Annotated in this window: 21 protein-coding genes; 13 read left to right on the forward strand and 8 right to left on the reverse strand. The window is 59.8% G+C overall.

Going from position 1 to position 25,614, the window contains the following annotated elements; translation table 11 throughout:
* The first annotated feature begins 34 nt into the window (after positions 1-34).
* On the forward strand, positions 35-1,735 hold the full coding sequence (ilvG, locus tag ABNF92_RS04595; RefSeq protein ID WP_349343578.1) for an acetolactate synthase 2 catalytic subunit: 1,701 nt from the start codon (positions 35-37) through the stop codon (positions 1,733-1,735).
* Positions 1,732-2,010 (forward strand): ACT domain-containing protein, encoded by a 279-nt coding sequence (locus tag ABNF92_RS04600; RefSeq protein ID WP_349343579.1) that lies wholly within the window; start codon positions 1,732-1,734, stop codon positions 2,008-2,010. The genes ilvG and ABNF92_RS04600 overlap by 4 nt, the downstream gene beginning before the upstream one ends.
* 369 nt (positions 2,011-2,379) lie before the next feature.
* Here the strand turns inward: ABNF92_RS04600 and cynS are convergent, their stop codons facing one another.
* From cynS to ABNF92_RS04620, 4 genes are read right to left on the reverse strand one after another with little or no spacing between them, the layout of a single operon-like run.
* Positions 2,380-2,823: a cyanase gene (cynS, locus tag ABNF92_RS04605; protein ID WP_069183900.1), complete on the reverse strand. Its 444-nt coding sequence runs from the start codon at positions 2,821-2,823 to the stop codon at positions 2,380-2,382.
* Positions 2,824-2,851: 28 nt separating this feature from the next.
* Positions 2,852-3,754, reverse strand: coding sequence for an ABC transporter ATP-binding protein (locus ABNF92_RS04610; RefSeq protein ID WP_349343580.1), 903 nt, complete (start codon positions 3,752-3,754; stop codon positions 2,852-2,854).
* 55 nt (positions 3,755-3,809) lie between these two features.
* Positions 3,810-4,637 carry a nitrate ABC transporter permease gene (ntrB, locus tag ABNF92_RS04615; RefSeq protein ID WP_349343581.1) on the reverse strand — a complete coding sequence of 276 codons (828 nt, stop codon included), beginning with the start codon at positions 4,635-4,637 and terminating at the stop codon, positions 3,810-3,812.
* 2 nt (positions 4,638-4,639) lie between these two features.
* The gene (locus tag ABNF92_RS04620; protein WP_349343582.1) at positions 4,640-6,061 is read right to left on the reverse strand and encodes an ABC transporter substrate-binding protein; all 1,422 of its coding nucleotides are present in this window, start codon (positions 6,059-6,061) and stop codon (positions 4,640-4,642) included.
* A 313-nt stretch (positions 6,062-6,374) separates the two neighbouring features.
* Between ABNF92_RS04620 and ABNF92_RS04625 the strand changes: the two genes are divergently transcribed.
* Entirely contained in the window at positions 6,375-8,288 is a 1,914-nt protein-coding gene (locus ABNF92_RS04625) for a sigma 54-interacting transcriptional regulator (protein WP_349343583.1), read from the forward strand.
* Here the strand turns inward: ABNF92_RS04625 and ABNF92_RS04630 are convergent.
* The 4 genes from ABNF92_RS04630 to ABNF92_RS04645 form a co-directional block, all read right to left on the reverse strand.
* Positions 8,275-9,612 (reverse strand): sodium-dependent transporter, encoded by a 1,338-nt coding sequence (locus ABNF92_RS04630; RefSeq protein WP_349343584.1) that lies wholly within the window; start codon positions 9,610-9,612, stop codon positions 8,275-8,277. The two genes, ABNF92_RS04625 and ABNF92_RS04630, sit on opposite strands and share 14 nt — an antisense overlap.
* A gap of 266 nt (positions 9,613-9,878) precedes the next feature.
* The gene (locus tag ABNF92_RS04635; RefSeq protein ID WP_069183906.1) at positions 9,879-11,060 is read right to left on the reverse strand and encodes an acetyl-CoA C-acyltransferase; all 1,182 of its coding nucleotides are present in this window, start codon (positions 11,058-11,060) and stop codon (positions 9,879-9,881) included.
* Positions 11,061-11,221: 161 nt separating this feature from the next.
* Positions 11,222-12,373: an acyl-CoA dehydrogenase family protein gene (locus ABNF92_RS04640; protein ID WP_014576486.1), complete on the reverse strand. Its 1,152-nt coding sequence runs from the start codon at positions 12,371-12,373 to the stop codon at positions 11,222-11,224.
* A 24-nt stretch (positions 12,374-12,397) separates the two neighbouring features.
* Positions 12,398-13,159: a 3-hydroxyacyl-CoA dehydrogenase gene (locus ABNF92_RS04645; RefSeq protein WP_069183907.1), complete on the reverse strand. Its 762-nt coding sequence runs from the start codon at positions 13,157-13,159 to the stop codon at positions 12,398-12,400.
* 104 nt (positions 13,160-13,263) lie between these two features.
* Here ABNF92_RS04645 and ABNF92_RS04650 point away from each other — a divergent pair, with 104 nt between their 5' ends.
* The 10 genes from ABNF92_RS04650 (at position 13,264) to ABNF92_RS04695 (ending at position 25,602) form a co-directional block, all read left to right on the forward strand.
* Positions 13,264-13,707 (forward strand): MerR family DNA-binding transcriptional regulator, encoded by a 444-nt coding sequence (locus tag ABNF92_RS04650; RefSeq protein ID WP_069183908.1) that lies wholly within the window; start codon positions 13,264-13,266, stop codon positions 13,705-13,707.
* A gap of 29 nt (positions 13,708-13,736) precedes the next feature.
* A complete protein-coding gene (locus ABNF92_RS04655) occupies positions 13,737-14,906 on the forward strand; it encodes an isovaleryl-CoA dehydrogenase (protein ID WP_069183909.1) in 1,170 nt (389 codons plus the stop codon).
* A gap of 188 nt (positions 14,907-15,094) precedes the next feature.
* The gene (locus ABNF92_RS04660; protein WP_069183910.1) at positions 15,095-16,702 is read left to right on the forward strand and encodes a carboxyl transferase domain-containing protein; all 1,608 of its coding nucleotides are present in this window, start codon (positions 15,095-15,097) and stop codon (positions 16,700-16,702) included.
* Positions 16,703-16,716: 14 nt separating this feature from the next.
* Positions 16,717-17,523 carry an enoyl-CoA hydratase-related protein gene (locus ABNF92_RS04665; RefSeq protein WP_349343585.1) on the forward strand — a complete coding sequence of 269 codons (807 nt, stop codon included), beginning with the start codon at positions 16,717-16,719 and terminating at the stop codon, positions 17,521-17,523.
* Positions 17,524-17,525: 2 nt separating this feature from the next.
* Positions 17,526-19,520, forward strand: a complete 1,995-nt coding sequence (locus ABNF92_RS04670; RefSeq protein ID WP_291908175.1) for an acetyl/propionyl/methylcrotonyl-CoA carboxylase subunit alpha — start codon at positions 17,526-17,528, stop codon at positions 19,518-19,520.
* Positions 19,520-20,425 carry a hydroxymethylglutaryl-CoA lyase gene (locus tag ABNF92_RS04675; RefSeq protein WP_349343586.1) on the forward strand — a complete coding sequence of 302 codons (906 nt, stop codon included), beginning with the start codon at positions 19,520-19,522 and terminating at the stop codon, positions 20,423-20,425. Before ABNF92_RS04670 ends, ABNF92_RS04675 begins: the two co-directional genes overlap by 1 nt.
* A 14-nt stretch (positions 20,426-20,439) precedes the next feature.
* Positions 20,440-21,015 (forward strand): peroxidase-related enzyme, encoded by a 576-nt coding sequence (locus tag ABNF92_RS04680; RefSeq protein WP_222466395.1) that lies wholly within the window; start codon positions 20,440-20,442, stop codon positions 21,013-21,015.
* A gap of 52 nt (positions 21,016-21,067) precedes the next feature.
* Positions 21,068-22,756 (forward strand): AMP-binding protein, encoded by a 1,689-nt coding sequence (locus ABNF92_RS04685; RefSeq protein ID WP_349343587.1) that lies wholly within the window; start codon positions 21,068-21,070, stop codon positions 22,754-22,756.
* A 152-nt stretch (positions 22,757-22,908) separates the two neighbouring features.
* A complete protein-coding gene (locus tag ABNF92_RS04690) occupies positions 22,909-23,595 on the forward strand; it encodes a DUF2959 domain-containing protein (RefSeq protein WP_069183915.1) in 687 nt (228 codons plus the stop codon).
* A gap of 21 nt (positions 23,596-23,616) precedes the next feature.
* The gene (locus ABNF92_RS04695; protein ID WP_349343588.1) at positions 23,617-25,602 is read left to right on the forward strand and encodes a hypothetical protein; all 1,986 of its coding nucleotides are present in this window, start codon (positions 23,617-23,619) and stop codon (positions 25,600-25,602) included.
* The last annotated feature ends 12 nt before the right edge of the window (positions 25,603-25,614 follow it).

Consider the following 25,614-nt stretch of genomic DNA (forward strand, 5'->3'; position numbering starts at 1 on the left):
TTTTTTTACGGCAAAAGAAAAGGGAAAAACGACCATGAACGGCGCACAGCACATTCTTGAAGCGTTCCACCGCCACAACATCAGCACGGTATTTGGCTATCCGGGCGGCTGCATCATGCCGCTATACGACGCGCTGGTGGACGATGTGGGCGTGGAACACGTGCTGTGCCGCCACGAACAGGGCTGTGCCCTGGCGGCCGATGGCTACGCCCGGGCCAGCGGCAAGCTGGGCGTCTGCATTGCCACCTCTGGCCCCGGTGCCACCAACCTGATCACCGGCGTTGCCAACGCCCACCGGGATTCCATTCCCATGCTGGTCATCACCGGCCAGGTGCCGTCCGGCCTGATCGGCACCGACGCCTTCCAGGAAACCGACGTACTGGGCATGACCCTGGGCATCGTTAAACACAGCTACCTGATCGACGATGCCGACAGCCTGCCCGCCATCATGGAAGAGGCGATCGAGCTGGCCCAGAGCGGCCGCCCCGGACCGGTCTGGATTGATATCCCCAAGGACCTGTTGCTGAGCAACGTTGCCGATGCCCCCTTCCCCCAGGCCCAGTCCTGTGAGCCAACTTCGCCAGACCTGAAGGAAGCCCTGGCGATGTTGCGGGCCGCTCATAAGCCCCTGCTCTACAGTGGTGGCGGTATCAGCCTGGCCCATGCCGAGGAGACCTTCCGGGCCTTTGCCGAATCCTCAGCCCTGCCGGCGGTTGTCACGCTGAAGGGCATTGGCAACCCCGGCAAACACAACCCCTACAACCTCGGCATGCTGGGCATGCACGGCTCCCGGGCCGCCAACAAGGCCGTCGACGAGTGCGACCTGCTGCTGGTCATCGGTGCCCGCCTGGACGACCGCGCCACCGGCAAACTCGACGGCTTTGCCCCCAACGCCAAATTGATCCACATCGACGCCGACGCCGCCGAGATCAACAAACTTCGCGACGCCGATCTGGCCATCCGGGGCGACCTGAACGAAATCCTGACGTCACTGACTGAGGCATTGCAAGCAGAGCCACTGGCCATCAAGGAGTGGCGAAAACAGTGCCGCACCTGGTACACCACCGGTGGCTTCCACGCCGCCGACAACGAAGAGCCCCTGGCCCCGATCACCGGCCCGGCCTTCATTCGCCAGCTCTCCCGGATCGCTCCAGACGACACCATAATTGCCTGCGACGTTGGCCAACACCAGATGTGGGTGGCCCAGCACTACGATTTCGATCACCCACGCCACCACCTCACCAGCGGCGGCCTGGGCACCATGGGCTTCGGCCTGCCCGCAGCCATCGGCGCGCAGTTTGCGGATCGGAATAGCACCGTCATCAACGTCACAGGCGACGGCTCGTTCATGATGAACGCCCAGGAGCTCGCCACCATCCGCCGCTACAACCTGCCGGTAAAACTGATCGTGATGGACAACCAGTGCCTTGGCATGGTCCGCCAGCAGCAGGAGCTGTTCTACAACAACCGGGAAAGCCAGATAAACCTGGACGACAATCCTGACTTCGTTGCCATGGCCCGCGCCTTCGACATCCCGGCCCTGCACATCGAACGCACGGACCAGATCCGCCGTGGCATCGAAACCATCCTGGCCTACAACGGCCCGATGCTGCTGCACGTAGCCATCAGCCGGGAAGAAAACGTCTGGCCCATCGTCAAACCCGGCGCCAGCAACACCGACATGATCGACGAAACCGCCCGAACCGACAAAGCCAGCAAGGAGCAAGTTGCATGAACCCGCAAAGCAAGCCATCTACGCCCAGCTACACCATCAACTGCCGAATGACCCACGAAGCCGCCGCCCTGGAGCGGCTCTGCCAGGTGGTCCGCATCCGCGGGTTCCGGATCGCCACCATGGCCGTAGAAACCGCCGGCGAGCATCTGGATATCGCGTTGACGTTGGAGGGCACGCGGCCGATTGCCATGTTGCAGTCGCAACTGGAGAAACTGCATACGGTTGCAGAGGTTGCCCTGGCGGCTGGGTCTTTGGCCCGGTCTCGATCGGCCTAAGGCTCTGGGGGCATATTCTTTTCGTAACCTGAGGTCTGGCGGGCAGGTACGGGGGTGGGGGTATCTTTTCTTCGGGGAAAAGCAACTCGCTGCGCTCAGACATCTTTTCCCTGTCAGAAAAGATACCCCCACCCCCTACCGACGGGCAGCAACGATATTTCTGGAGAAAGAAGAAAGCACAACGTCTTTAAGCCGGTGAACCCGTGTTGCACGTCGGCGCGGTGTGACAGGTGGATTTTTCGCCGGAAAAAGATGTCTGAGCGAAGCGAGTTGCTTTTTCCAAGAGAAATCCACCTGCCACCCCGCAAGCCCGCCCCTCAACCAACAGGCTACAAAGGCGGGCCCACTCCGAAGCTTCCGTTCGAACGTTTACCAGGCCTTATAAGGCAGGAACTTCCCGTTCATAGTCACGACAACACGGTCGCCCTTCGGATTCTCCTCCTTCTCGATGTCCATGGTGAAATCGATGGCACTCATGATACCGTCACCGAACTTCTCGTGAATGAGTTCCTTCATGGTGTCGCCGTAAACGCCCACCACTTCATACAGACGGTAGATCAGCGGATCCTGGGGCACGGCACCATCCCAGGCTTTTTTCGGGCACACCTGCAGAGCTTCGGCCACCGGCTTTTCCAGGCCCAGGGTTTCGCACAGGGCAAAAGCCTTGTCTTCGCTGAGGCTGTTCATGCCCAGGGCGGCCGAGGTGGTGAACACCGGGGACATGCCGATGGCTTCGGCGATGGCTTCCCAGGTCATGCCCTTGGACACTTTGGCTTCCAGGATTTTTGCGGTCATCAGTTCTTTGTTCATCATGGCTGTTTTCCTCTCTTGGGTTGTAACGTCAGGCATTTACCGCGCGGGCGGTGGTTTCGGATTCGGTTTTGGACACCTCGGGCGTTGATTGACTGACGCCCTTGGCAGGCTCGGCAACTTTCGGGCTGCCGTCTTTTTCCGGCAGGGCCGAGCCGCTGCGGTTGACCAGGAAGTCCACCAGGTAATCCCGGGTCTTGTGGTAGGCCGGGTTCTGGAAGATGGTGGCCCGGGCCCGTGGGTGTGGGATGTCCACTTTCACGCTTTCGGCGATGCAGGCGTTGGGGCCGTTGGACATCAGGAAGATGCGGTCGGAAAGCAGAATGGCTTCGTCCACGTCGTGGGTGATCATGAACACGGTCTGGCGGGTTTCTTCCCAGATTTTCACCAGTTCGTCCTGGATCACAGCACGAGTGAGCGCATCCAGCGCGCCGAAAGGCTCGTCCAGCAGCAGGAGTTCCGGCTGGGTGGCGAAGGCCCGGGCGATACTCACCCGCTGACGCATGCCGCCAGATAGCTGGGACGGCTTGCGGTTCAGGGCGTGGTCCAGGCCCACCATTTTCAGGTAGCGCTCGCTGTGTTCCTTCACTTTCTCTTTTGACCACTCAGGCCAGCGGGCTTTCACTGCGAACACGATGTTGTTCAGAGTGGTTTTCCAGGGCAGCAGACTGTAGTTCTGGAACACCACGCCGCGTTCAAGACCGGGGCCTTTGATTTCCTTGCCGCTCATTACCACGTTGCCGGCACTGGCTTCGTCCAGGCCTGCCAGCACGTTCAGGATGGTGGATTTGCCGCAGCCGGAGTGGCCGATGATGCAAACAAACTCACCTTTCTCCAGGGCGAAGCGGATATCCTCGAAGACGGTCAACTCACCGCCCTGGCCGTCCGGATACACCTTGGACAGGCCATCTACTTCCAGGAATGATTTACTCATAACAGGTCTCCATTCGGAGGGTTGAGGCCGACACCGGTAACCGGTGCCGGACCGCTCATTCTTTGTATTCCACCAGTTTCTGGGCCTTGCCCAGGGCCAGGTCCAGCAGCATGCCCACCACCCCGATCATCAGGATGGAGAAGATCACACTGGCCAGATCCAGGTTGTTCCATTCGTTCCACACGTAGTAACCAATGCCAGTACCACCCACGAGCATTTCAGCGGCGACAATGACCAGCCAGGCGATGCCGATGGAGATGCGCATGCCGGTCAGGATCGTGGGAGCGGCGGCCGGCAGAATGACCGTAAGTGCCGTCTTGATCGGGCTGAGCTCGTGGGTACGGGCCACGTTCACCCAGTCCTGCCGTACGTTGGCCACACCGAAGGCCGTGTTCAGCAGCATCGGCCAGATCGAGCAGATAAAGATCACAAAGATCGCCGAGGCGTCGGAGTCCTGGATGATGAACAGAGCCAACGGCATCCAGGCCAGAGGAGAGATCGGTCGCAGCACCTGAATGTAGGGGTTCAGTGCCTTGTACATCAGCGGCGACATACCGATCAGGAAGCCGATAGGCAGTGCGATGGCCATGGCCGCCAGATACCCGGTCAGTACCCGGTATACCGAGTAGGCCAACTGAATACCGATACCCTTGTCGTTGGCGCCGGCGTCATAGAACGGGTTGGACAGCTCCGCCCAGGCCAGCTTGATCACCGCCGAGGGTGGCGGCACGCGGGATTCCTGCTCCACACCACCCATCAGCATTTCGTACTCGGTCAGTCCTGTCTGGGCCTCCGGGGGCTGGGTTGCCATTTCCCAGAGCCCCAGGGCCAGAATCAGGAACGAAACCGACAGCAGTGCTGCCCGGACGTTCAGAGAAGCCATGATTACACCCTCCCGATTGCGAAGCTGCGGGTATACTCTTCGGCGCTATCCGGATCGAACGTCTTGCCCATGATGGTGTGGGTCTTGTAGGTTTTATCCGGTGCGGAGTAACCCATTTCTTCCATCAGTTTTCCGGTCTCGCTGGCCAGGTACACCTGTTCGGCGATGGCCTTGTAGTCCACATCACCTTCGATATACCCCCAGCGCTTCATCTGGGTGAGAATCCAGACGCCCATGGAGTGCCAGGGGAACGGATCGAAATCAATGCGGTCCGGAACGTCTTTCACCTCGCCAAGGCCATCGGCGTAGTAGCCGGTCAGCACCTGCTGAATCACCGGCACCGGCTGGTTCAGGTAGTTCTTGGGCGCAATGGCTTCGGAGATTTCCTTACGGTTATCCGGATTGTTGGAGTACTGGGTGGCATCGATAATTGCCCGCAACAGGGCGCCGTAGGTGTTCGGGTTCTGGGTGGCGAACTGCTGGCTGCAGGCGAAGGCACAGCACGGGTGACCTTCCCAGATGTCTTTGGTCAGCATGTGGATAAAGCCGACCTTCTCCCAAACGGCACGCTGGTTGAACGGGTCCGGGGAGAGGTAACCATCGAGGTTACCGGCGCGCAGGTTAGCAACCATCTCAGGTGGCGGTACCACACGGATTTGCACGTCTTTGTCCGGGTCGACGCCATTCTCGGCCAGGTAGTAGCGCAACAGGAAGTTGTGCATGGAGTACTCGAACGGCACCCCGAACTTAAAGCCCTTCCACTGCTTGGGATCGCGCTTGTCCTTGTGGTCCACGTGCAGGACGATCGCCTGGCCGTTGATGTTTTCAACCGCGGGCATGATATATGGCTCCGGTGTGGAGCCGGCGCCCATGGTCATCGCCAGGGGCATGGGAGTCAGCATGTGGGAAGCGTCGTATTCGCCCGCCAGTGACTTGTCGCGAGCCACGGCCCAGCCGGCGGTTTTGGTCACGGTGACATCCAGGCCGTAACGCTCATAGAAACCCATGGGGTGAGCCATAATGATTGGCGTGGCGCAGGTAATGGGTACAAAGCCGACATTCAGCTTGGTTTTCTCAAGCTTGCCGAGAGACTCCTTCACCGCGGCCTTGGCCTTTTCCATAGGGAACACACTGCCCAGAACGGCCGCTGCGGTGCCCGCTCCCATCATCTTCATGAAGCTGCGCCGGCTGTGTTCGTTGTGACCAAACACTGAGCGCACGACGGCGCCCTCAATGGCACGGTCCATCATCGCTTCTGAGTCCAGACGCTCGTCCGCCACTGCCTGCTGGCCGGCAGAAGGCTTGAGATCAAGGGAAATAGACGTGGCGCTGTCACCCGGCTTGCACTCAGGGCAGCCGCAAGTCTTTGCGTGAATCAGGGATTTGTCACCATCAAAAGGATTTCCGAGGCTTTTCGTGGTCATGGGGCACTCTCCTGCGTTTAGCGTGATTTACTGGTTATTTCTGCACTCTTGTGGTGCAACAAAGATGCGACTCGGGCCCGACGGTCGAAACAGGGGCAGGCCGGCTGCGCGTTCTGAAGGAGGTATCGCAGGGTTTGTGCCAAGTGCAGAAATTTTTTTAACCCTTTGTTTTTAAATGCCCAATATTCAGAAGCCAGCAAACAATCGAGCTACGATATTTCGTAATTAACGACTTTTCGTAGCGTCGACTGCGAATATTCGTAGTTGGCACGGGGATTGATTCTTCTCCGACAGACTGACTCGGGAAGCCGCCATGAATAACGAAGCAATCATCAGCTCTGAAATAACCTGCAACTGGATCGATCATCTCCCGGAAGCGGCCCTGCTGGTGGACGCTGCGCGGGATCTGATTCTGTCTGCCAACAGCGCCATGGGCCGGATGATCGGCACGGACCGTCAATCGCTGACGGGGACACCCTGCACCCATCTGTTCACAGACCAGCGCCCACAACTGATCGCCTTTACCGAAGAGACTCTGTTTCGCAGTCATGGCTGGAGCCGCGATTTCTTCCTGCAGCATCGGGACGGCCACACTGTGGAACTCGAAATCTCCTCGTCCCGGGTCGGCGAGGCGGAATCCCAGAACATACTTCTTTTACTTCGAGACCGGCGCCAATTACGCACCCTCCGGGAACGCCACGATGCCAACCACTACCACCGGGGCGGCCTGCTCGAGTGGCGACGGGTGGAGGAGCTGTTCAAGGACATGGAGAGAGAAAACCAGTTGATCCTGCATGCCGTCGGGGAAGGCATCTACGGGGTGGATGCCGAGGGTCGAGGCACCTTCGCGAACCCCGCAGCAGAGCGCATGCTGGGTTGGCGAATTGACGAACTGATGGGTCGGGTCCTGCACCGCGTGGTGCATCATTCCCACGCGGACGGCAGCCTGTACCCACTGAAGGACTGCCCGATATACGCGGCCTTCCGCGATGCCAGCGTGAAGCGCGTTGGCGAGGACTGGTTCTGGCGTAAGGATGGCAGTGGCTTTCCGGTGGAATACACCAGCACACCCATTCTCGACAACGGCCATCCGGTGGGTGCTGTGGTGGTGTTCCGGGATATCTCCGCCCGCCAGGAAGCCCAGAACGAATTGCACAAGGCACTGGAAGAGGTGGAGACCCTCAAGCGCCGCCTGGAAATGGAAAACGCCTATTTGCAGGAAGAATTAAGCGCCGAGTACCACTTCCACGAGATCTTCGGCCAAAGCGATGCCATCAAGGCCATCGTACGCCGGATTGGCATGGTGGCGCCCACCGATGCCAACGTGCTGATCACCGGTGAATCCGGCACGGGCAAAGAACTGATCGCACGGGCCATTCACCAATCCAGCAGCCGGCGGGATCGCCCCCTGATCCGGGTGAACTGTGCAGCCATCCCCAAGGATCTGTTCGAGAGCGAGTTTTTCGGCCACATCAAAGGAGCCTTCACCGGCGCTGTGAGTGATCGCGTCGGCCGATTTGAACTGGCCGACGGCGGCACCCTGTTCCTGGATGAAGTCGGCGAAATCCCTTTGGAGCTGCAGGGCAAACTACTTCGGGTGCTCCAGGATCAGCAATTCGAGCGGGTGGGGGAAAACCGCACCCGGGCCGTGGACGTGCGCGTTATCGCCGCCACCAACCGCGACCTGAAAGCCGAAGTGCAGCAGAAAACCTTCCGGGAGGACCTGTATTTCCGTCTGAACGTGTTTCCCATCGAGTCCGTTCCCTTGCGCCGGCGTCTGGAAGACATCCCCATCCTGGCCCAGGAGTTTCTGAACCGGGCCTGCCAGAAGTTCAACCGCCCCACTCTGGCGCTGCGAGAGAGGGATGTGGAAACCCTGAAGGCCTATCATTGGCCGGGCAATGTGCGGGAGCTGGAGAACGTGATCGAGCGCCAGGTGATCACCGCCGACGGCCGGCTGGACCTTGACCTGCCCGGGCCGGATTCCACCGCCCGTATAAACCCAACAACGCCCCCCGCGAGACATTACAGCGGCGAATTGATGACTGAACAGGAGTTACGGGAGTTGGAGAAGCAGAACCTGACCCGGGCCCTCACCATGAGCAGTGGCCGGGTCTTCGGCGAAGATGGCGCAGCGGCCATGCTGGGCATAAAACCCACCACCCTGACCTCGCGCCTTAAAAAACTGAAGATCGAACCCCGCGAATTTCAGGTCAGGCCTGAGTAATGCCCATCTGGTTCAAAGCGTAAGTCACCGCGATCCATAGCACCATTACCAGCGGCAGATAGCGGCCAACCAGGTACATCCGCCATTCCCACCAACGGCTTTCCGTACCCAGCACAGTCCGGATCTTCTCCGGTGGTATAAACCAGCAGAACATGGCCGCGCCCAGGACACCGGAGAAGATAATCACATTGCCGCCGGCCACCCGGTCGATCACATCCAGGACCGGCTCCCCGGAAATGTTCCACTCCAGTGGTGTGAAACTCAGCGCCGATGCTGTACCCAGCACCAGCATGACCAGGGTAACCAAACTGACCGCCCGGCCATTGCTCAGCCGGAACTCTTCCGCCACCGCAGCAATCATCACCTTCAAACCGGCCAGACTGGAGCTGAACGCCGCCATGAAGAACAGGCTGAAAAACAGCGTGCCCACACAGTAGCCACCAACCATGTCCTCGAACACCCGGGGCATGGTCACGAACGCAAGTTGGCTGCCTTCCGTGGGCTCCATGCCAAGGCTGAACACAAACGGAAAGATCATCCAGCCTGCCAACAACGCCACGCTGGTCTCCGTACCTGCGACAATCAGACAGGCCCTGGGAACGTGGGTCTGTCGGGGGATGAAACTCCCGTAGGTCACCAGGTAACCCTGGCCAATCGCCAACGTGTAGAACGCCTGACCGAAGGCGAATGCCCAAAGCTTCCCATCCGCCAGACGGCTCCAGTCCACCTGAAAAAAGAAATCCTTGGTCTGCTCCCAGCCAGGCGTTCGGCTGGCGAAGACCACCAGCCCAATCATCACAATGATCAATACCGGCATCAGGATCTTCGACATCAGCTCAATGGCTGTCACATCCTTGGCCAGGATGATGGCGCCCAGCACGGTCACGGCGAAGAAGTACCAGAGCGAGTTATACCCGGCGGTAAAATCCCCGAACACCCGGAGATCGTCCGTTGCGGCATCCACTGCATAGCCCAGGGTCCAGCCGGTAATCACCAGATAGTAACTGGTAATGGCCATGGTGATCAGAACCACAAACCAGCCATAGACCACGCCAAAGCGGTTCACCTGCCGGTAGGTCTGAACGGTACTGCCCTTGGAGAGCCGCCCGGCGGACACTTCCAGAATCATGATGGGCAGAACCACCACAATCAGCGCCAGCAGGTAAGCCACCACAAAAGCGCCACCACCGTTCTCCCCCACCATATAAGGGAACCGCCACAGGTTCCCCAGCCCCACGGCAGCGGCCGCCATGGAAGCCACAAACGCGGGCTCGGAACTCCACTGTTTGCGGGATTCCTCGATAAACTCGTGGCGCTTTCGCACGGGGTTTCCTTCTCCAATGCCGGGGAATTTCAATGCATTGAAGGCTAGCAAATCATTGAATTGGCCGCATGACTGATATCAAGTCAGGCTTTCTGGGATGGTGAGACTTCTGCCTTGGGGGATGGCCGGCAGTGGGGGTGGCTGGTGGATTTTTCGCCGGCAAAAGGTGTCTGAGCGAAGCGAGTTCTTTTTCCAAGAAAAATTCACCGGCCACCCCGCAGCCCGCCCCTAAACAGGCAGGCTACAACGAGGACAACTCCACCAAATCAGATCAACTCGATAGCAACCGCAGTGCCCTCGCCACCACCAATACACAGCGAAGCCACACCACGCTTCAGCCCACGCTGCTTCAGAGCATTGATCAGTGTAACGATGATCCGCGAACCGGAAGAGCCAATCGGGTGCCCCAGGGCACAGGCGCCACCGTGGACGTTGACCTTTTCAGCCGGGAGTTTCAGCTCGTTCATGGCCGCCAGGGTAACCACCGCGAAAGCTTCGTTGATTTCGAACAGGTCCACGTCGTCGACGCTCCAGCCGGCTTTCTTCAGCACCTTCTCGATGGAACCGATGGGCGCCAGGGTGAACTCGGCTGGCAGGCGGGCGTGGGTGGCGTGAGCCACGATTCGGGCCTGGGGAACGAGGCCGCGGGCGTCAGCTTCGGCGGCGGAGGCCAGTACCAGGGCGGAGGCACCGTCGCTGATGGAGCTGGAGTTGGCCGCAGTCACGGAGCCGTCTTTGGCGAAGGCCGGCTTCAGGTGGGGAATTTTCTCGGGCTTGGCGTTGCCCGGTTGCTCGTCGGTGTCGACTTCGGTGTCACCGCCACGGCCGGATACGGTTACCGGAACAATCTCGTCACGGAACCAGCCGTTTTCGATGGCGGCCAGGGATTTCTGCAGGGAGCCGATGGCAAACTCGTCCATGGCCTGGCGGCTGATGTCGTACTTGTCCGCAGTGCGCTGGGCGAAGACGCCCATCAGGCCGCCTTCGTAGGCATCTTCAAGTCCGTCCAGGAACATGCTGTCCATCACCTGGCCGTGGCCCATGCGCATACCACCACGGGCCTTGGGCAGCAGGTACGGTGCCTGGCTCATGTTTTCCATGCCGCCGGCGATCATGATGTTGTTGGTACCGGCTTTGATCTGGTCGTGAGCCATGATCACGGCCTGCATGCCGGAGCCGCACATCTTGTTGATGGTGGTGCAGCCGGAGCTGTCGGGAATGCCGGAGGCGCGTGAGGCCTGGCGGGCCGGGGCCTGGCCGAGGCCTGCGGGCAGTACGCAACCCATGATCACTTCCTGCACATCTGCAGGCTGTAGGCCGGAGCGCTCGATGGCGGCCTTGATGGAGATGGCGCCCAGGTCTGGAGAGCGCACGGAGCTGAGGGAGCCCATCATGCCGCCCATCGGGGTTCTTGCTGAGCCTGCGATTACTACGTCGTTACCATTCATGTTAAATGCCCTCTAATTTGCTGCTGGGCCAAGTGCCAGACGCCTTTCAGGGACACGCTGTGAATACGTCCATGTACGCTTGACTGCAGCATCCATGCTGCAGACAGTCCCTGAAAGGCATCTGGCACCCGGCCTTCAGATTGTGAGTTCGTCTGCCTTTATCAGGCTTTACCCAGTACCGACCGGGCAATAATTTCTTTCATGACTTCCGAGGTGCCGCCATAAATCCGCTGCACCCGCGCGTCGATAAAGGCCCGGGAAATCGGGTATTCGGTGGTGTAACCGTAACCGCCAAACAGCTGCAGGCAGCCATCGGCCACGCGGCACTGCATTTCAGTGGCGCTGTACTTGGCCATGGAGGCGGTAGGCGCGTCCAGTTCGCCCAGGTCGTACTGGTCGATGCACTGGTCCACGAAGGCCTTGTTGACCCGGTAGTCGGTTTCCATGCGAGCGATTTCAAAGCGGGTGTTTTGCAGTTGGGCCAGTTTCTGGCCGAACAGTTCCCGCTCCTGGGCGTAGGCGATGGTAAGGTCCAGGGAACCACGGGCGGCGGCTACGCCGAGAGCACCGATCACCAGGCGTTCCCGGGGCAGTTCCTTCATCAGATACACAAAGCCCTGCCCTTCTTCACCGAGAAGAGCGGAGGCCGGGATGCGCATATCGGAGAAGAACAGCTCGGAGGTATCCCCGGAGTGCTGGCCGATCTTGTCGAGGTTGCGGCCTTTGCTGAAGCCCGGCAAAGAAGTGTCTACCAGAAACAGGCTGATGCCGCGGGCGCCGGCCTTCGGGTCGGTTTTCGCGGCAACGATCACCATATCGGCGTGCTGGCCGTTAGTGATGAAGGTCTTGGAGCCGTTCAGAATGTACTCGTCGCCATCTTTCACGGCGCTGGTGCGAATCGCTTGCAGGTCGCTGCCGGCACCGGGTTCGGTCATGGCGATGGCACCCACGGCTTCGCCGGAGACCAGTTTTGGCAGCCATTGCTGACGCTGTTCTTCATTGCCCATGTGGCTCAGGTAAGGCGCCACTATGTCGGAATGCACCATCACGTTGGTGGACAGTGCGCCGAATCCCATGCGGGCCAGTTCTTCGCCCACAACGACGGAGAACTGGAAGGGGGCACCAATGCCGCCCCACTCTTCAGGCACATCCACACAAAGCATGCCGGCGTTGCCCAGGGTGTTCCAGAGTTCGCGGGGCACCAGACCGGATTTTTCCCAGGCTTCGTAGTGCGGCGTCACTTCTTTTTCCAGGACCTTGATTACGGAATCCCGGAACATCGCCAGTTCTTCTTTATCAACAGACACGGTCATGTATGTCTCCTGCAATTGAATGCTTCACTTGGGCGCCATGCGGAGCGCGCAGTCCAGGCGAATCACTTCGCCGTTGAGAATCGGGTTGCGCACCATCTGGTCAACCATCATGCCGAACTCTTCCGGCTTGCCGAGACGCTTCGGGAACGGCAGCGTGGCTGCCAGGCTTTCCTGAACTTCCTCAGGCATACCCGCCATCATGGGTGTCATGAACAGGCCAGGTGCAATCGTATTTACACGGATGCCCTCGCGAGCCAGCTCACGGGCTGACTGAAGCGTAAGCGATACCACACCGCCCTTCGAGGCACTGTAGGCCGCCTGGCCAATCTGACCTTCATAAGCCGCCACGGAAGCCGTGTTGATGATTACGCCACGCTCACCATCGGCATTGGGTTCACGCTGGGCCATATCCGCCGCGGCCAGACGCAGAATGTTAAAGGTACCAATCAGGTTGACCTGAATAACCTTGCTGAAGTTCTCCAGCGGCATCACACCTTCGCGGCCCAGAATCTTGGAAGCCGTGGCAATACCGGCACAATTCACGGCAATGCCGCAGGGACCATGGGCCTCGCGGGCAGCACTGATGGCAGCTTCCGCGCTATCGGGGGAGCTCACATCACACTCGAGGAAAATCCCGCCGATGTCCTCGGCCACTTTGCGGCCCTGCTCTTTCTGCAGATCCAGGATTGCCACCTTGCATCCGGAAGCTGCCAGCGCGCGGGCTGCACCCTCGCCCAGCCCGGAAGCGCCGCCTGTTACAATGGCCGGTACATTTTTGAAATCCATCGTTCACTCCCCTTTTCGGAATTCTGTTTGTTTAAAATCGGACCAGAAAACTGCTTTACGTTTACGTAAACTTTATCTAACCTAAGTCGAAAAAGGAAATCGCAATGGTCGAAAAAAGAACGTTCAGCATCAGCGAGCTCTCACAGGAGTTCGATGTCACAACGCGAAGCATCCGCTTCTATGAGGATCAGGGGCTGCTGAAGCCGCGCCGACGCGGACAGACCCGTATTTTCAGCACCAAGGATCGGGTGCGTCTGAAACTGATCCTTCGCGGCAAGCGCATGGGCTTCACCCTGGCGGAAACCCGGGAGCTGTTTGACTTGTGGGATGAAACCCTCACCGGTAACGAAAAACAGCTCTTGAAAATGCTGGAGATCCTGGACGGTCGCAAAGCCATGCTGGAACAGCAGAAGAACGACATTGCCCAGGCAGAGATGGAAATAGACACAGCGGAAGCCCGGTGCCGAGAAGCCCTGGCGGAGCTACAAAAGAAAAAGAAACAGCAGGCGCCGGCCAACGACGAGGCCAGGCAGACCGCTGAAAACTAATGATCGACAGAAATCAAAGGTAGCCAACGATGAAATCACAGTACTCAGAGCTCAACTTCGGCCTCGGCGAAACCCTCGATATGCTCCGCGAGCAGGTCAACGGCTTTGCCGCTGCAGAAATCGCGCCACGCGCCGAGGAAATCGATCGTAACAACGAATTCCCCATGGACCTGTGGCGGAAAATGGGCGACATGGGCCTGCTGGGTATCACCGTGAAAGAAGAGTACGGCGGCTCCGACATGGGCTACCTGGCCCACGTGATCGCCATGGAAGAAATCAGCCGTGCTTCCGCCTCCGTTGGCCTCTCCTACGGTGCCCACTCCAACCTGTGTGTGAACCAGATTCACCGCAACGGCACCGAAGAACAGAAACAGAAATACCTGCCAAAACTGGTGAGCGGCGAGCACATCGGCGCCCTGGCCATGTCTGAGCCCAACGCCGGCTCCGACGTTATCTCCATGAAACTGAGCGCCAAAGACGCCGGTGACCACTACGTTCTCAACGGCAACAAAATGTGGATCACCAACGGTCCGGACGCCCACACCTACGTAATCTACGCCAAGACCGACACTCAGGCCGGCTCACGCGGCGTGACCGCCTTCATCGTAGAGCGAGACTACCCGGGCTTCAGCCGCCACCAGAAACTCGACAAGCTCGGCATGCGTGGCTCCAACACCTGCGAACTGGTGTTCGAAGACTGCAAAGTACCCAAGGAAAACGTACTGGGCGGCGAAGGCAACGGCGCACGGGTTCTGATGAGTGGCCTCGACTACGAGCGTCTCGTTCTTTCCGGCGGCCCGCTGGGCATCATGCAGGCGGCTATGGACGTTGTCGTCCCCTACATCCGCGAGCGCAAACAGTTCGGCCAGGCCATCGGCGAATTCGAACTGGTACAGGGCAAAGTTGCCGACATGTACACCTGGATGAACACCGCCAAATCCTACGTCTATATGGTTGCCATGTCCGCCGACCGCGGCGCTGAAACCACCCGGAAAGACGCCGCCGGCGCGATCCTCTACTCCGCCGAAATGGCCACCAAAATCGCCCTGGATGCCATCCAGCTGCTCGGCGGTAACGGCTACATCAACGAATACCCGACAGGCCGCCTGCTGCGCGACGCCAAACTGTATGAGATCGGTGCCGGTACGTCCGAGATTCGTCGGATGCTGATCGGTCGTGAGCTGTACCTGAACAAGTAAACAGCCGCTGATCACATCGATTTACGGAAGATAACTCCCTCGGTACGCCGAGGGTGTGGTGGGTGTTCCTCCCGGGAATGTCTGCGGCCAAGGATGGCCGCAGTCAAGCGCATATGGATGTGCTCGTAGCGGTTCCCGGGAGGAACACCCGCCACACCCGGATGCCCCCGAATAAGAAGGCAGGGAAAATGACCATACTCCAAAGCAAGATCAATCCGCGGTCCGAAGAGTTCCAGGCCAACCAGGAATCCATGGCCAAGGCCGTCGCCGACCTGCGCGACAAAGTCGCCACCATCCAGCAAGGCGGCGGCCCCTCCTACCAGGAGCGCCACATCGCCCGTGGCAAACTACTCCCAAGAGAGCGCATCAACCGCCTCCTGGACGACGGCTCCCCGTTCCTGGAAATCGGCCAGTTCGCCGCTTACAACGTCTACGATGAAGAAGTCCCCGCAGCAGGCGTCATCGCCGGCGTGGGCCGCGTCTCCGGCACCGAATGCATGATTATCGCCAACGACGCCACCGTAAAAGGCGGAAGCTACTACCCGCTGACGGTCAAGAAACACCTGCGCGCCCAGGAAATTGCCCTGCAGAACCGCCTGCCGTGCATCTACCTGGTCGACTCCGGCGGTGCAAACTTGCCCCGCCAGGACGAAGTTTTCCCGGATCGCGACCACTTCGGCCGCATCTTCTACAACCAGGCCCGCATGTCCGCCGACGACATCCCACAGATCGCCGTCGTCATGGGCCTGTGCACCGCCGGTGGCGCCTACGTGCCCGCCATGGCCGACGAATCCATTATCGTCCGCAACCAAGGCACCATCTTCCTGGCCGGGCCGCCGCTGGTAAAAGCGGCCACCGGCGAAGTGGTCAGCGCCGAAGACCTCGGTGGCGCCGACGTCCACTGTAAAATCTCCGGTGTGGCAGACCACTACGCGGAGAACGACGCCCACGCCCTGGAAATCGCCCGGCGCAGCGTCTCCAACCTGAACCGTCGCAAGCCAACGGATGTGGAAATCCGCAAGCCGAAGGCGCCGCTGTATGACGCTGAAGAAATCTACGGCATTGTCGGCACCGACCTGCGCAAACAGTTCGACGTGCGCGACGTGATCGCCCGCACCGTAGACGGTTCCGAGTTTGACGAATTCAAACGCTACTACGGTCAGACCCTGGTCACCGGCTTCGCCCACATTCACGGCTATCCCGTGGGCATCATCGCCAACAACGGCATCCTGTTCAGCGAAGCGGCTCAGAAAGGCGCCCATTTCGTTGAATTGTGCTGTCAGCGCAACATCCCGCTGCTGTTCCTGCAGAACATTACCGGCTTCATGGTCGGCCAGAAATACGAATCCGAAGGCATCGCCAAACACGGCGCCAAGATGGTGATGGCCGTGGCTTGTGCCAACGTACCCAAGATTACCGTGCTGATCGGCGGTTCCTTTGGTGCGGGCAACTACGGCATGTGTGGCCGTGCCTACAGCCCGGATTTCCTCTGGATGTGGCCGAACGCCCGAATCTCGGTCATGGGCGGCGAGCAGGCTGCCGGCGTACTGGCCCAGGTAAAGCGCGAAGGCATGGAGCGCAAAGGCCAGGAATGGAGCGCCGAGGAAGAAGCCCAGTTCAAGAAACCGGTCATCGACAAATACGAAGAGCAGGGCCACCCCTACTACGCCAGTGCCCGCCTGTGGGACGACGGCGTGATCGACCCGGCCCAGACCCGGGAAGTGGTTGCCCTGAGCCTGTCTGCCACCCTTAACCGACCCGCCAAGCCGACACGCTTTGGCGTGTTCCGGATGTAATCGGGGAGACTGACATGACAGACAACGAATCTGCAGTTCTGCTCAAACGTCGCGACGAAGGCATTGCCGAGGTGGTTCTCAACCGCCCTGACAAGCGCAACGCCTTTGACGATGTGATCATTCAGCAGTTGATCAGCACCCTCACCGAGGTGAACGCCGACGAAAGCGTGAAAGTGGTCATCCTGCGCTCCGAAGGCAAACACTTCTCCGCCGGCGCCGACCTGGGCTGGATGCGCCGTATGGCCGAGAACACCCGCCAGGAAAACCTGGACGATTCGCGGGAACTGGCGCGGCTGATGAACGTACTCAACCACCTGTCCAAGCCGGTTATTGGCCTGGTACAGGGTGCGGCCTTCGGTGGCGCGGTGGGCCTTGCCGCCTGCTGCGATATCGTGATCGCTACCGAGAAATCCAGCTTCTGTCTCAGCGAAGTGAAGCTTGGCCTGATTCCGGCGGTGATCAGCCCCTACGTGGTGCGCGCCATCGGCGAGCGCCAGGCCCGGCGGTATTTCATCTCTGCCGAAGTGTTTACCGCAAAGCAGGCTCAGGAATACGGCCTTGTCCACATCGTCTGTGACGATGTCGAAGCCATGGAAGCCCGCTGCAACGAGATGCTCCAGCAACTGGCCATGAACGGGCCCGAAGCGATGAAAGCCGCCAAGGACCTGGTATTCGCCGTCAGCCACAAACCGATCAAAGACGAAGTGATTGATGACACCGCACACCGCATCGCGGATATCCGGGTGGGTGAAGAAGGGCAGGAAGGGCTCAGCGCCTTCCTGAACAAGCGAAAGGCCAACTGGGTTCCGGAGGAAGAATAACAATGTTCAGCAAGATTCTGATCGCCAACCGGGGCGAAATCGCCTGCCGGATCATACAAACCGCCCACCGCATGGGCATTCGGGTCGTCGCCGTCTATTCCGACGCCGACGCCAATGCCCGGCACGTGGCCATGGCCGACGAAGCCTTCCACATCGGGCCCGCACCCAGCTCCGAGAGCTACCTGCGCGCCGAAAAGATCATCGAGATTGCAAAGAAGAGTGGTGCCCAGGCCGTTCACCCGGGCTACGGTTTCCTCTCGGAAAACACCGCGTTCGCCGAAGCCTGCGAAGCCAACAACATTGTCTTCATCGGCCCGCCCTCTTCAGCCATTGCCGCCATGGGCTCCAAGTCTGCAGCCAAGGCCATCATGGAAGAAGCCGGTGTTCCCCTGGTGCCCGGTTACCATGGCGACGACCAGTCGGTGGAAACCCTGCGGGCCGAAGCCGAGAAATGCGGCTTCCCGCTGCTGCTCAAGGCCGTTGCCGGCGGCGGTGGTAAAGGCATGCGCGTAGTCAACAGCATGGCCGAATTCGACGATGCCCTGGCTGCCGCCAAGCGGGAAGCACAGAACGCCTTCGGCAACCCGGACATGCTGATCGAACGCTACCTGACCCAGCCCCGGCATGTGGAGATTCAGGTTTTCTGCGATAAGGATGGCAAGGGCGTGTATCTGGCCGAGCGTGACTGCTCCGTGCAGCGCCGCCACCAGAAAGTCCTGGAAGAAGCTCCGGCTCCCGGCCTGAGCGAAGACACCCGCAAGGCCATGGGTGAAGCGGCCGTGCGCGCTGCCCAGGCCATCAACTATGTGGGTGCCGGCACCGTCGAGTTCCTGTACGACGTCGACGGTTCCTTCTTCTTCATGGAAATGAACACCCGCCTGCAGGTCGAGCACCCGGTTACCGAAATGGTCACCGGCCAGGATCTGGTGGAATGGCAGCTGAAAGTGGCCTGGGGCGAGCCCCTGCCGCTGGAGCAGTCCCAGGTGAAAACCCGTGGTCATGCCCTGGAAGCACGGATCTACGCCGAAGACCCGGACCAGGATTTCCTGCCGGCCACCGGCAACCTGCGCTACCTGAGCACCCCGGACGAAAGCGCCCATGTGCGGGTGGATACCGGTGTGACCGAAGGCGACGACATCAGCATCCACTACGACCCCATGATCGCCAAACTGATCGTGTGGGACGAAACCCGCGACCAGGCAATCAACCGCATGGTCCAGGCCCTGGAGCACTACCGCATCGCCGGCGTGAAGACCAATATCCGGTTCCTGCACGCCCTGGCCGACGCCCAGCCGTTCCGGGAAGCCGACCTGACCACCGGCTTCATTGAGGATCACCGGGAACTGCTGTTCCCGAAATCCAAGCTGGATACCCACAAGGCCCTGGTACTGGCCGCCGGTTTTGTTCTGGAACAGCGCAAATCCCGGGAAGTGGTCAGCACCGACCCCTGGTCGCCGTTCGGCCGCCAGAACAGCTGGCGCATGAACTCCGAGTTCGCCCAGCCATTGCAGCTGCAGGTGGGTGAAGAGATTCACGACCTGAAGGTCCTGGAACGCGACGACCGCTATCAGGTGTTCGTGGGCGACAGCGTATACAACCTTACTGCCCGACTGGACGATGACTACCTGCAGGCCGTCATCAACGGCCACCGCATCAGCATCCACGGCAACCTGCACAACGACCAGCTGGTGCTGTTCTACGAAGGCGACACCTTCAACTGCACCGTGTACAAGGAAAGCTACGGCTTCGAGGAAATGGCCGGCGAAGGCAGCCTGGCCGCACCCATGAACGGCGCCATCGTGGCCGTGCAGGCCAAGGTGGGTGACAAGGTCACCGCCGGTCAGAGCCTGGTGATCATGGAAGCCATGAAGATGGAACACGCCATCAAGGCCCCGGCCGACGGCGTGGTTACCGACATCTTCTTCGCCGAAGGCGACCAGGTGTCCGAAGGTGCCGAACTGATTGCCATTGAAGTAGATGAAGAGGAGGCAGGCTGATGGCCTTTCCCAAACAGGTTCGCCTGGTTGAGATGAGCCCCCGGGACGGACTCCAGAACGAGCCCGGCCCGGTGATCGCCACAGCCATCAAAACCGGGCTGATCGACCGCCTGGCAGACAGCGGCCTGAGCCACATCGAGGCCGCCAGCTTCGTGTCCCCGAAATGGGTGCCACAGATGGGCGATGCCGCCGAAGTAATGGCCAGCATCAACCGCAAGGCCGGCGTTCGCTACTCTGCCCTGACCCCGAACCTGAAAGGGTTCGAAGGCGCACTGGCGGCGAAGGCTGACGAGGTCGCCGTCTTCGGCGCCGCGTCCGAATCCTTCACCAAAAAGAACATTAACTGCACCATCGCCGAAAGCCTTGAGCGCTTCGCCCCGGTGCTGGAAGAAGCCCGCAAACACGGCATCCCCGTGCGCGGTTACGTTTCCACCGTGATGGGTTGCCCGTACGAAGGCGACATCGCACCCGAACAGGTGGCCACCGTGGCCAAAGCCCTTTACGACATGGGCTGCCACGAAATCTCCCTGGGCGACACCATCGGCGTCGGCACGCCGCTGAAAGCCAAGCGCATGCTCGAAGCCGTCGCCGCCCACGTACCCATGGAAAAACTGGCCGCCCACTTCCACGACACCTACGGCCAAGCGCTGGCCAACCTCTACGCGGTGCTCGAAGAAGGTGTATCAGTGATCGATGCCTCCGTCGCTGGCCTCGGCGGCTGCCCCTATGCCAAAGGCGCATCGGGCAACGTCGCTACCGAAGACGTGCTATACCTGCTGAACGGTCTGGGCATCGAAACGGGTGTCGATCTGGACAAACTGGTCGCCACCGGCGACTGGATCTGCGGCCAACTGAACCGCCACAACGGTTCCAAGGTCGGCCAGGCACTGGGCGGTAACTGTTAAAACCAGGAGTAGTCATGAGCAACAAGAATGTGGTCGCACTGGATCTGCCGATTCCCGAGATCAGCGACATGCCGGAAGACACCCAGAAGTACTTCCAGATCTGCCAAGAAAAGCTGGGCATGATCCCGAACGTACTCACCGCCTACAGCCAGAACCTCAAACAGCTTGAGGGCTTCACCCGCCTGTACAACGAGCTTATGCTCGGCGAAGGCGAGCTCTCCAAGCTGGAACGGGAGATGGTCGCGGTCGTGGTCTCTTCCGAGAACAAATGCTTCTACTGCCTGGTAGCTCACGGCGCCGCTGTGCGCGTCCTGAGCGGTGATCCACAGTTGGGCGAGCACATGGTGATGAACTACCGCAGCGCCAAACTCGACAAGCGCCAGCGGGCCATGCTGGATTTTGCGTCCCACCTGACCCGCTCGCCGGCCACTGTTAGCGAGGACGACATCCAGGCCCTGCGGGATGCCGGTCTAAGCGACCGCGGCATCTGGGATCTCAGTAACCTGATCGGTTTCTACAACATGTCGAACCGCGTGGCGATTGCCAGCGATATGCAACCTAACCCCGAATATCACAGTCAGAGTCGCTAGCAGGTACGCCACCCTGCTCGCCCTCGAATACAAAAACAATGGAGGCAGAGATATGAGCAAGACTCTACCAAGCTATACCAGCGGAACCGCGGAAGTGCCCCTGCTGGGCATGACCATCGGTGAAATGCTCGACCGCACCGCCGAAAAGTACCCGGACAACGAAGCCCTGGTGTGCCTGCACCAGAACATTCGCTGGACCTACAAAGAGTTTGTTGAAAAGGTCGACGAAGCCGCCCGCGCCTTCATGGCCATTGGCGTAAAACGCGGCGACCGAGTGGGCATCTGGTCCCCCAACCGCTACGAGTGGACCGTTACCCAGTTCGCTACTGCCAAAGTCGGCGCCATCCTGGTAAACATCAACCCGGCTTACGGCGTGCACGAACTGCAATACGCCCTGAACCTGGCCGGAATCACCGTGCTGGTCACCGCTGACAGCTTCAAGGCCTCCAACTACCGTGAAATGATCTACGAGCTGGCCCCGGAACTGAAGCGTAGCGCCCCGGGCAAACTCAAAGCCGACCACGTTCCGGAACTGCGTGCCGTGATCAACGTTCACGAAGACAAACACGATGGCATGTGGACCTGGAAAGAATTCCTCGGCTTCGCAAGCGAAGTCTCCCAGGAAGATCTGGTGAAGCGCCAGGGCGAACTGCAATTCGATGATCCCATCAATATCCAGTTCACCTCCGGCACCACCGGTAACCCGAAAGGCGCCACCCTCACCCATCACAACATCCTGAACAACGGGTATTTCGTGGCCGAAAGCCAGCTGTTCACCGAGAAAGATCGCCTGGTGATTCCGGTGCCCCTGTACCACTGCTTCGGTATGGTCATGGGCAACCTGGGCTGCATCACCCACGGCTCCACCATGATCTATCCGGGCGAAGGCTTCGAGCCCAAGTCCGTGCTGCAGGCCGTGCACCGGGAAAAGGCTACCGCGCTGTACGGTGTACCCACCATGTTCATCGCCGAACTGGCCGAGCCCGAGTTCGAGACCTACGATCTCTCCACCCTGCGCACCGGCATCATGGCCGGCTCCATCTGCCCGGCCGAGGTGATGAAGAAGGTCAACGGCAAGATGAACATGAAAGAGGTTCAGATTGCCTACGGCATGACCGAAACCAGCCCGGTTTCCACCCAGACCAGCTCCCTCGACCCGTTCGAGAAGCAGGTCACCACCGTGGGCCGCACCCAGCCGCACCTGGAAACCAAGATTGTGGATCCGGGCACCGGCAACGTGGTCCCGCGCGGTGAGATCGGTGAGCTGTGCACCCGTGGCTACAGCGTGATGCTGAAGTACTGGAACAACGAAGAGAAAACCCGCGAAGCCATCGACGATGCCGGCTGGATGCACACCGGCGACCTGGCCACCATGGACGAAGAGGGCTACATCCAGATCGTTGGCCGCATCAAGGACATGGTCATCCGCGGTGGTGAGAACATCTACCCGAAAGAAATCGAAGAGTTCCTCTACACCCATCCGGCCATCGAAGAAGTGCAGGTAACCGGCATTCCCGATGACAAATACGGCGAAGAGCTGATTGCCTGGGTGAAGCTGGCACCGGAAGCGGCGCCCGTCACCGCAGAGGACCTGCAGGCCTTCTGCAAAGGCAAGATTGCCCACTTCAAGATCCCCAAGAACTACAAGTTCGTGGACGAATTCCCGATGACCGTCACCGGGAAGATCCAGAAGTTCAAGATGCGCGAGATCTCGATCGAGGAAATGGGACTGAAGAAATAATCAGCCTTTCTTCCTGGTTGAATTCACAGACCCCGGCTCCGCGCCGGGGTTTGTTGTTAACAGCACCAGCAAAAGCGGGCCGAATCCGTGCTTGTCAGCGCTCCATCGCCATGCTTCACTTCTCTGATTAGCATGCAACCGGAGACGCCTCTATGCCCAGACCCGCTACCGACTTCCCGAAGACACAAACCAGCATCCAGCGTTTCTGGTTGTTATTGTTTGCCACTGTGCTGCTGGGCGGGTGTTCCACGGTGTACTACAAAACCATGGAAAAATTCGGGTATGAAAAGCGGGACATACTGGTAGATCGGGTCGAAGATGCCCGGGACAGCCAGAACGACGCCCAGGAAACCTTCCGTTCTTCGCTTGAGCGTTTCCAGAGTGTGGTGGACACGCCTGACACCGAGCTCAAGGAACAATATGCCGAAATCAGCGATGCCTACGAAGACAGCCTGGCGAGTGCCGAAGAGGTTAGAGACCGGATCGACAAGGTGGAAGAAGTCGCCGAGGACCTGTTTGATGAGTGGGAAGACGAGCTCAGCCTCTACGAGAGCGCCTCACTGCGCCGCAGCAGTGAGCAACAACTGAAGGATACCCGTGTTCAGTACAGCCAGCTGATCAGCCGAATGCACGATGCCGAGGATCGTATGGAGCCGGTGTTACAGGCATTTGAAGACCAGGTGCTGTATCTTAAACACAACCTGAACGCCCAGGCGATCGGCTCACTGGAAAACGAACTGGTGAGTATCCGGCAGGATGTGGATTCCCTGATTCGCAATATGGAACAGTCAATCGCGGAGTCTGAAGCCTTTATCCAACGCTTTCGTCAGGGCGGATAAAACCGCAAGGGAGCCAACGCTATGGAGCGCCAAGACCCAGATCCTGCGCTCAAGCCGGCACTGATGCAGTTTGATATGGCGCTGGCAGAGTTTGCCCGCGCCCGCCGCGCCGATCCGAAGGCGTCCAGTCTTGGCGTACTGGAGCGTTCCAGACTGCTGATGACCCTGCCCGGCGGGTTCGACGCCCTGTACCGCAGGGTTCGCTCACTGGAATCGGCCGGTATTTTCGGAACCAGTGACTGGGCCCGGCCAGCCCTGTTGCAACCCGCCCTGGCAAAACATTCGCTTCGGGCGGCCGGTGCGGTCACCACCATCGTGGAGGCGCTCAGCGAGCTGCGCATGCTGGCCGTTACCCGGGGCGACTATTTCCATCCCGGCATCTCTGCGGAGCAGGCGAGGCACTTCCTCACCCAGGTGATGGCCCTGAACCTGGATCTGCTGTCTGGCCAACTCACCGAAGCCGATCGGGAACGTCCGAAGCAACTCGGCACCATCGTCCTCGAACTCTATCGCTATCTGGTCTCTCACCTCGGCTACGAAAGCCTTCTGGACAGCCTGGTGGATGAAGTGTGGCGCTTGCTGGACCAGGGGCCAGTGCAAGTGGACAGCATCTGCGAGATGATCGGGCAGATTGCCAAGTGCCTGTATGACCCCGAGATGAAAACCCGGGGAAATTCCGACGCCACCCGGCTGGTGAAAGCACTGTTTGCCCCTACCCCCGCCAGTGCGGAGGACCCGGGCCTTGCGGTTTACGAGCAACGCCTGAAAGATATGGATGACCTGGCGCTGTCCTCCGAAGCCAGCAGTTTTGCCCGCAGCATGTTCGATACAGGCCTGGCCTCCCCCTACCATGCGGTGATGCTCAGGTTTCTCCGCGATACCGGCCAGGACGAACTGATCCCCAACACCCTGGGCCTGACCATGACCGGCCTGGACGATCTCTACTGCTACACCGAACTGGTCCATGCACTGATTGACGAGGCCATTTACCCCGAAACCTGCCAGGCCGTGTATGGCCTGACCATGATGCTGGAGCGCGGGTCGCTGTTTACCCCCTCCGTGGCCCAGGCGTTATGGCGGCAAATCAAGCTCCAGCCGTCTGCCGAAACCAACCAGGCCCTGGCAGAGACATTCGGCGATGCGCGGCCGCCGCGGGTTTTCCTGCTCGCCGGTGTTATCAATCTTCTGGGACAGCCACTGGGTGTTGGCCAGGGCAACAACCCCACCTGCCAGTCTGCCATTGGCCTTTCCATGTGGGCATCGAACGAGGCGGATTACCTGCTGCAGGTTCTGGCCTGGGCGGCGCGGGACAATGAGGTACTCAGTCGATTCGAGGGCCAGGAGGTATCATCCCGGGATCTGGAGCCGGGGCTTGTCAAAGGAACGCCCGTGGATGTCGACCCGGTTTCGCTGGTTCTCATCCCCCATCTGGACCGCCTTTACGGCGAAATGTGGCGCCGCTGTGAGAACCGGGATAAGGATGCCCACCGCTGGATCAACCCGGAATTCTACGGCTGGTGGGTGAGCCATGGTTTCCGCGCGGTCACCGATGTAAAAACCGGTGAGGTGCACGACTATGAAGGTTTTATCCGGCATTTTTACGCCAGTTATCACCCTTTCTACAACGGCAACATCCCGGTGATTCACGCCCAGCCCGCCGGCATTGCTGTTACCGACAGCGCCGCCCGATTCGTCGGCCGCCACGCCATTAACATACTGCGGGTTGCCCTGAGCCCAAAAAACGAAATGCGGGTCTATTTCTTCAACCCAAACAACGACAGCGGCCAGAACTGGGGCCAGGGCATTACCTGCTCAACCCACGGCAACGGCGAATTTCGAGGCGAAGCGTCCCTGCCTATTGCAGAGTTCACTTCCCGCCTCTATGCCTTCCACTTCGACCCACTGGAGCTTGGCGACCTTTCGGCCATACCGGATGAGGAAGTCGCCCGCGTTATGGACCTTGGCTATACCAGCTGGGCAGCGCCCAGCGACGGATCACCGGACTAGACCCTGAAGCGG

Source organism: Marinobacter sp. MMG032 (genome assembly GCF_040112695.1).
GTDB lineage: Bacteria > Pseudomonadota > Gammaproteobacteria > Pseudomonadales > Oleiphilaceae > Marinobacter > Marinobacter salsuginis.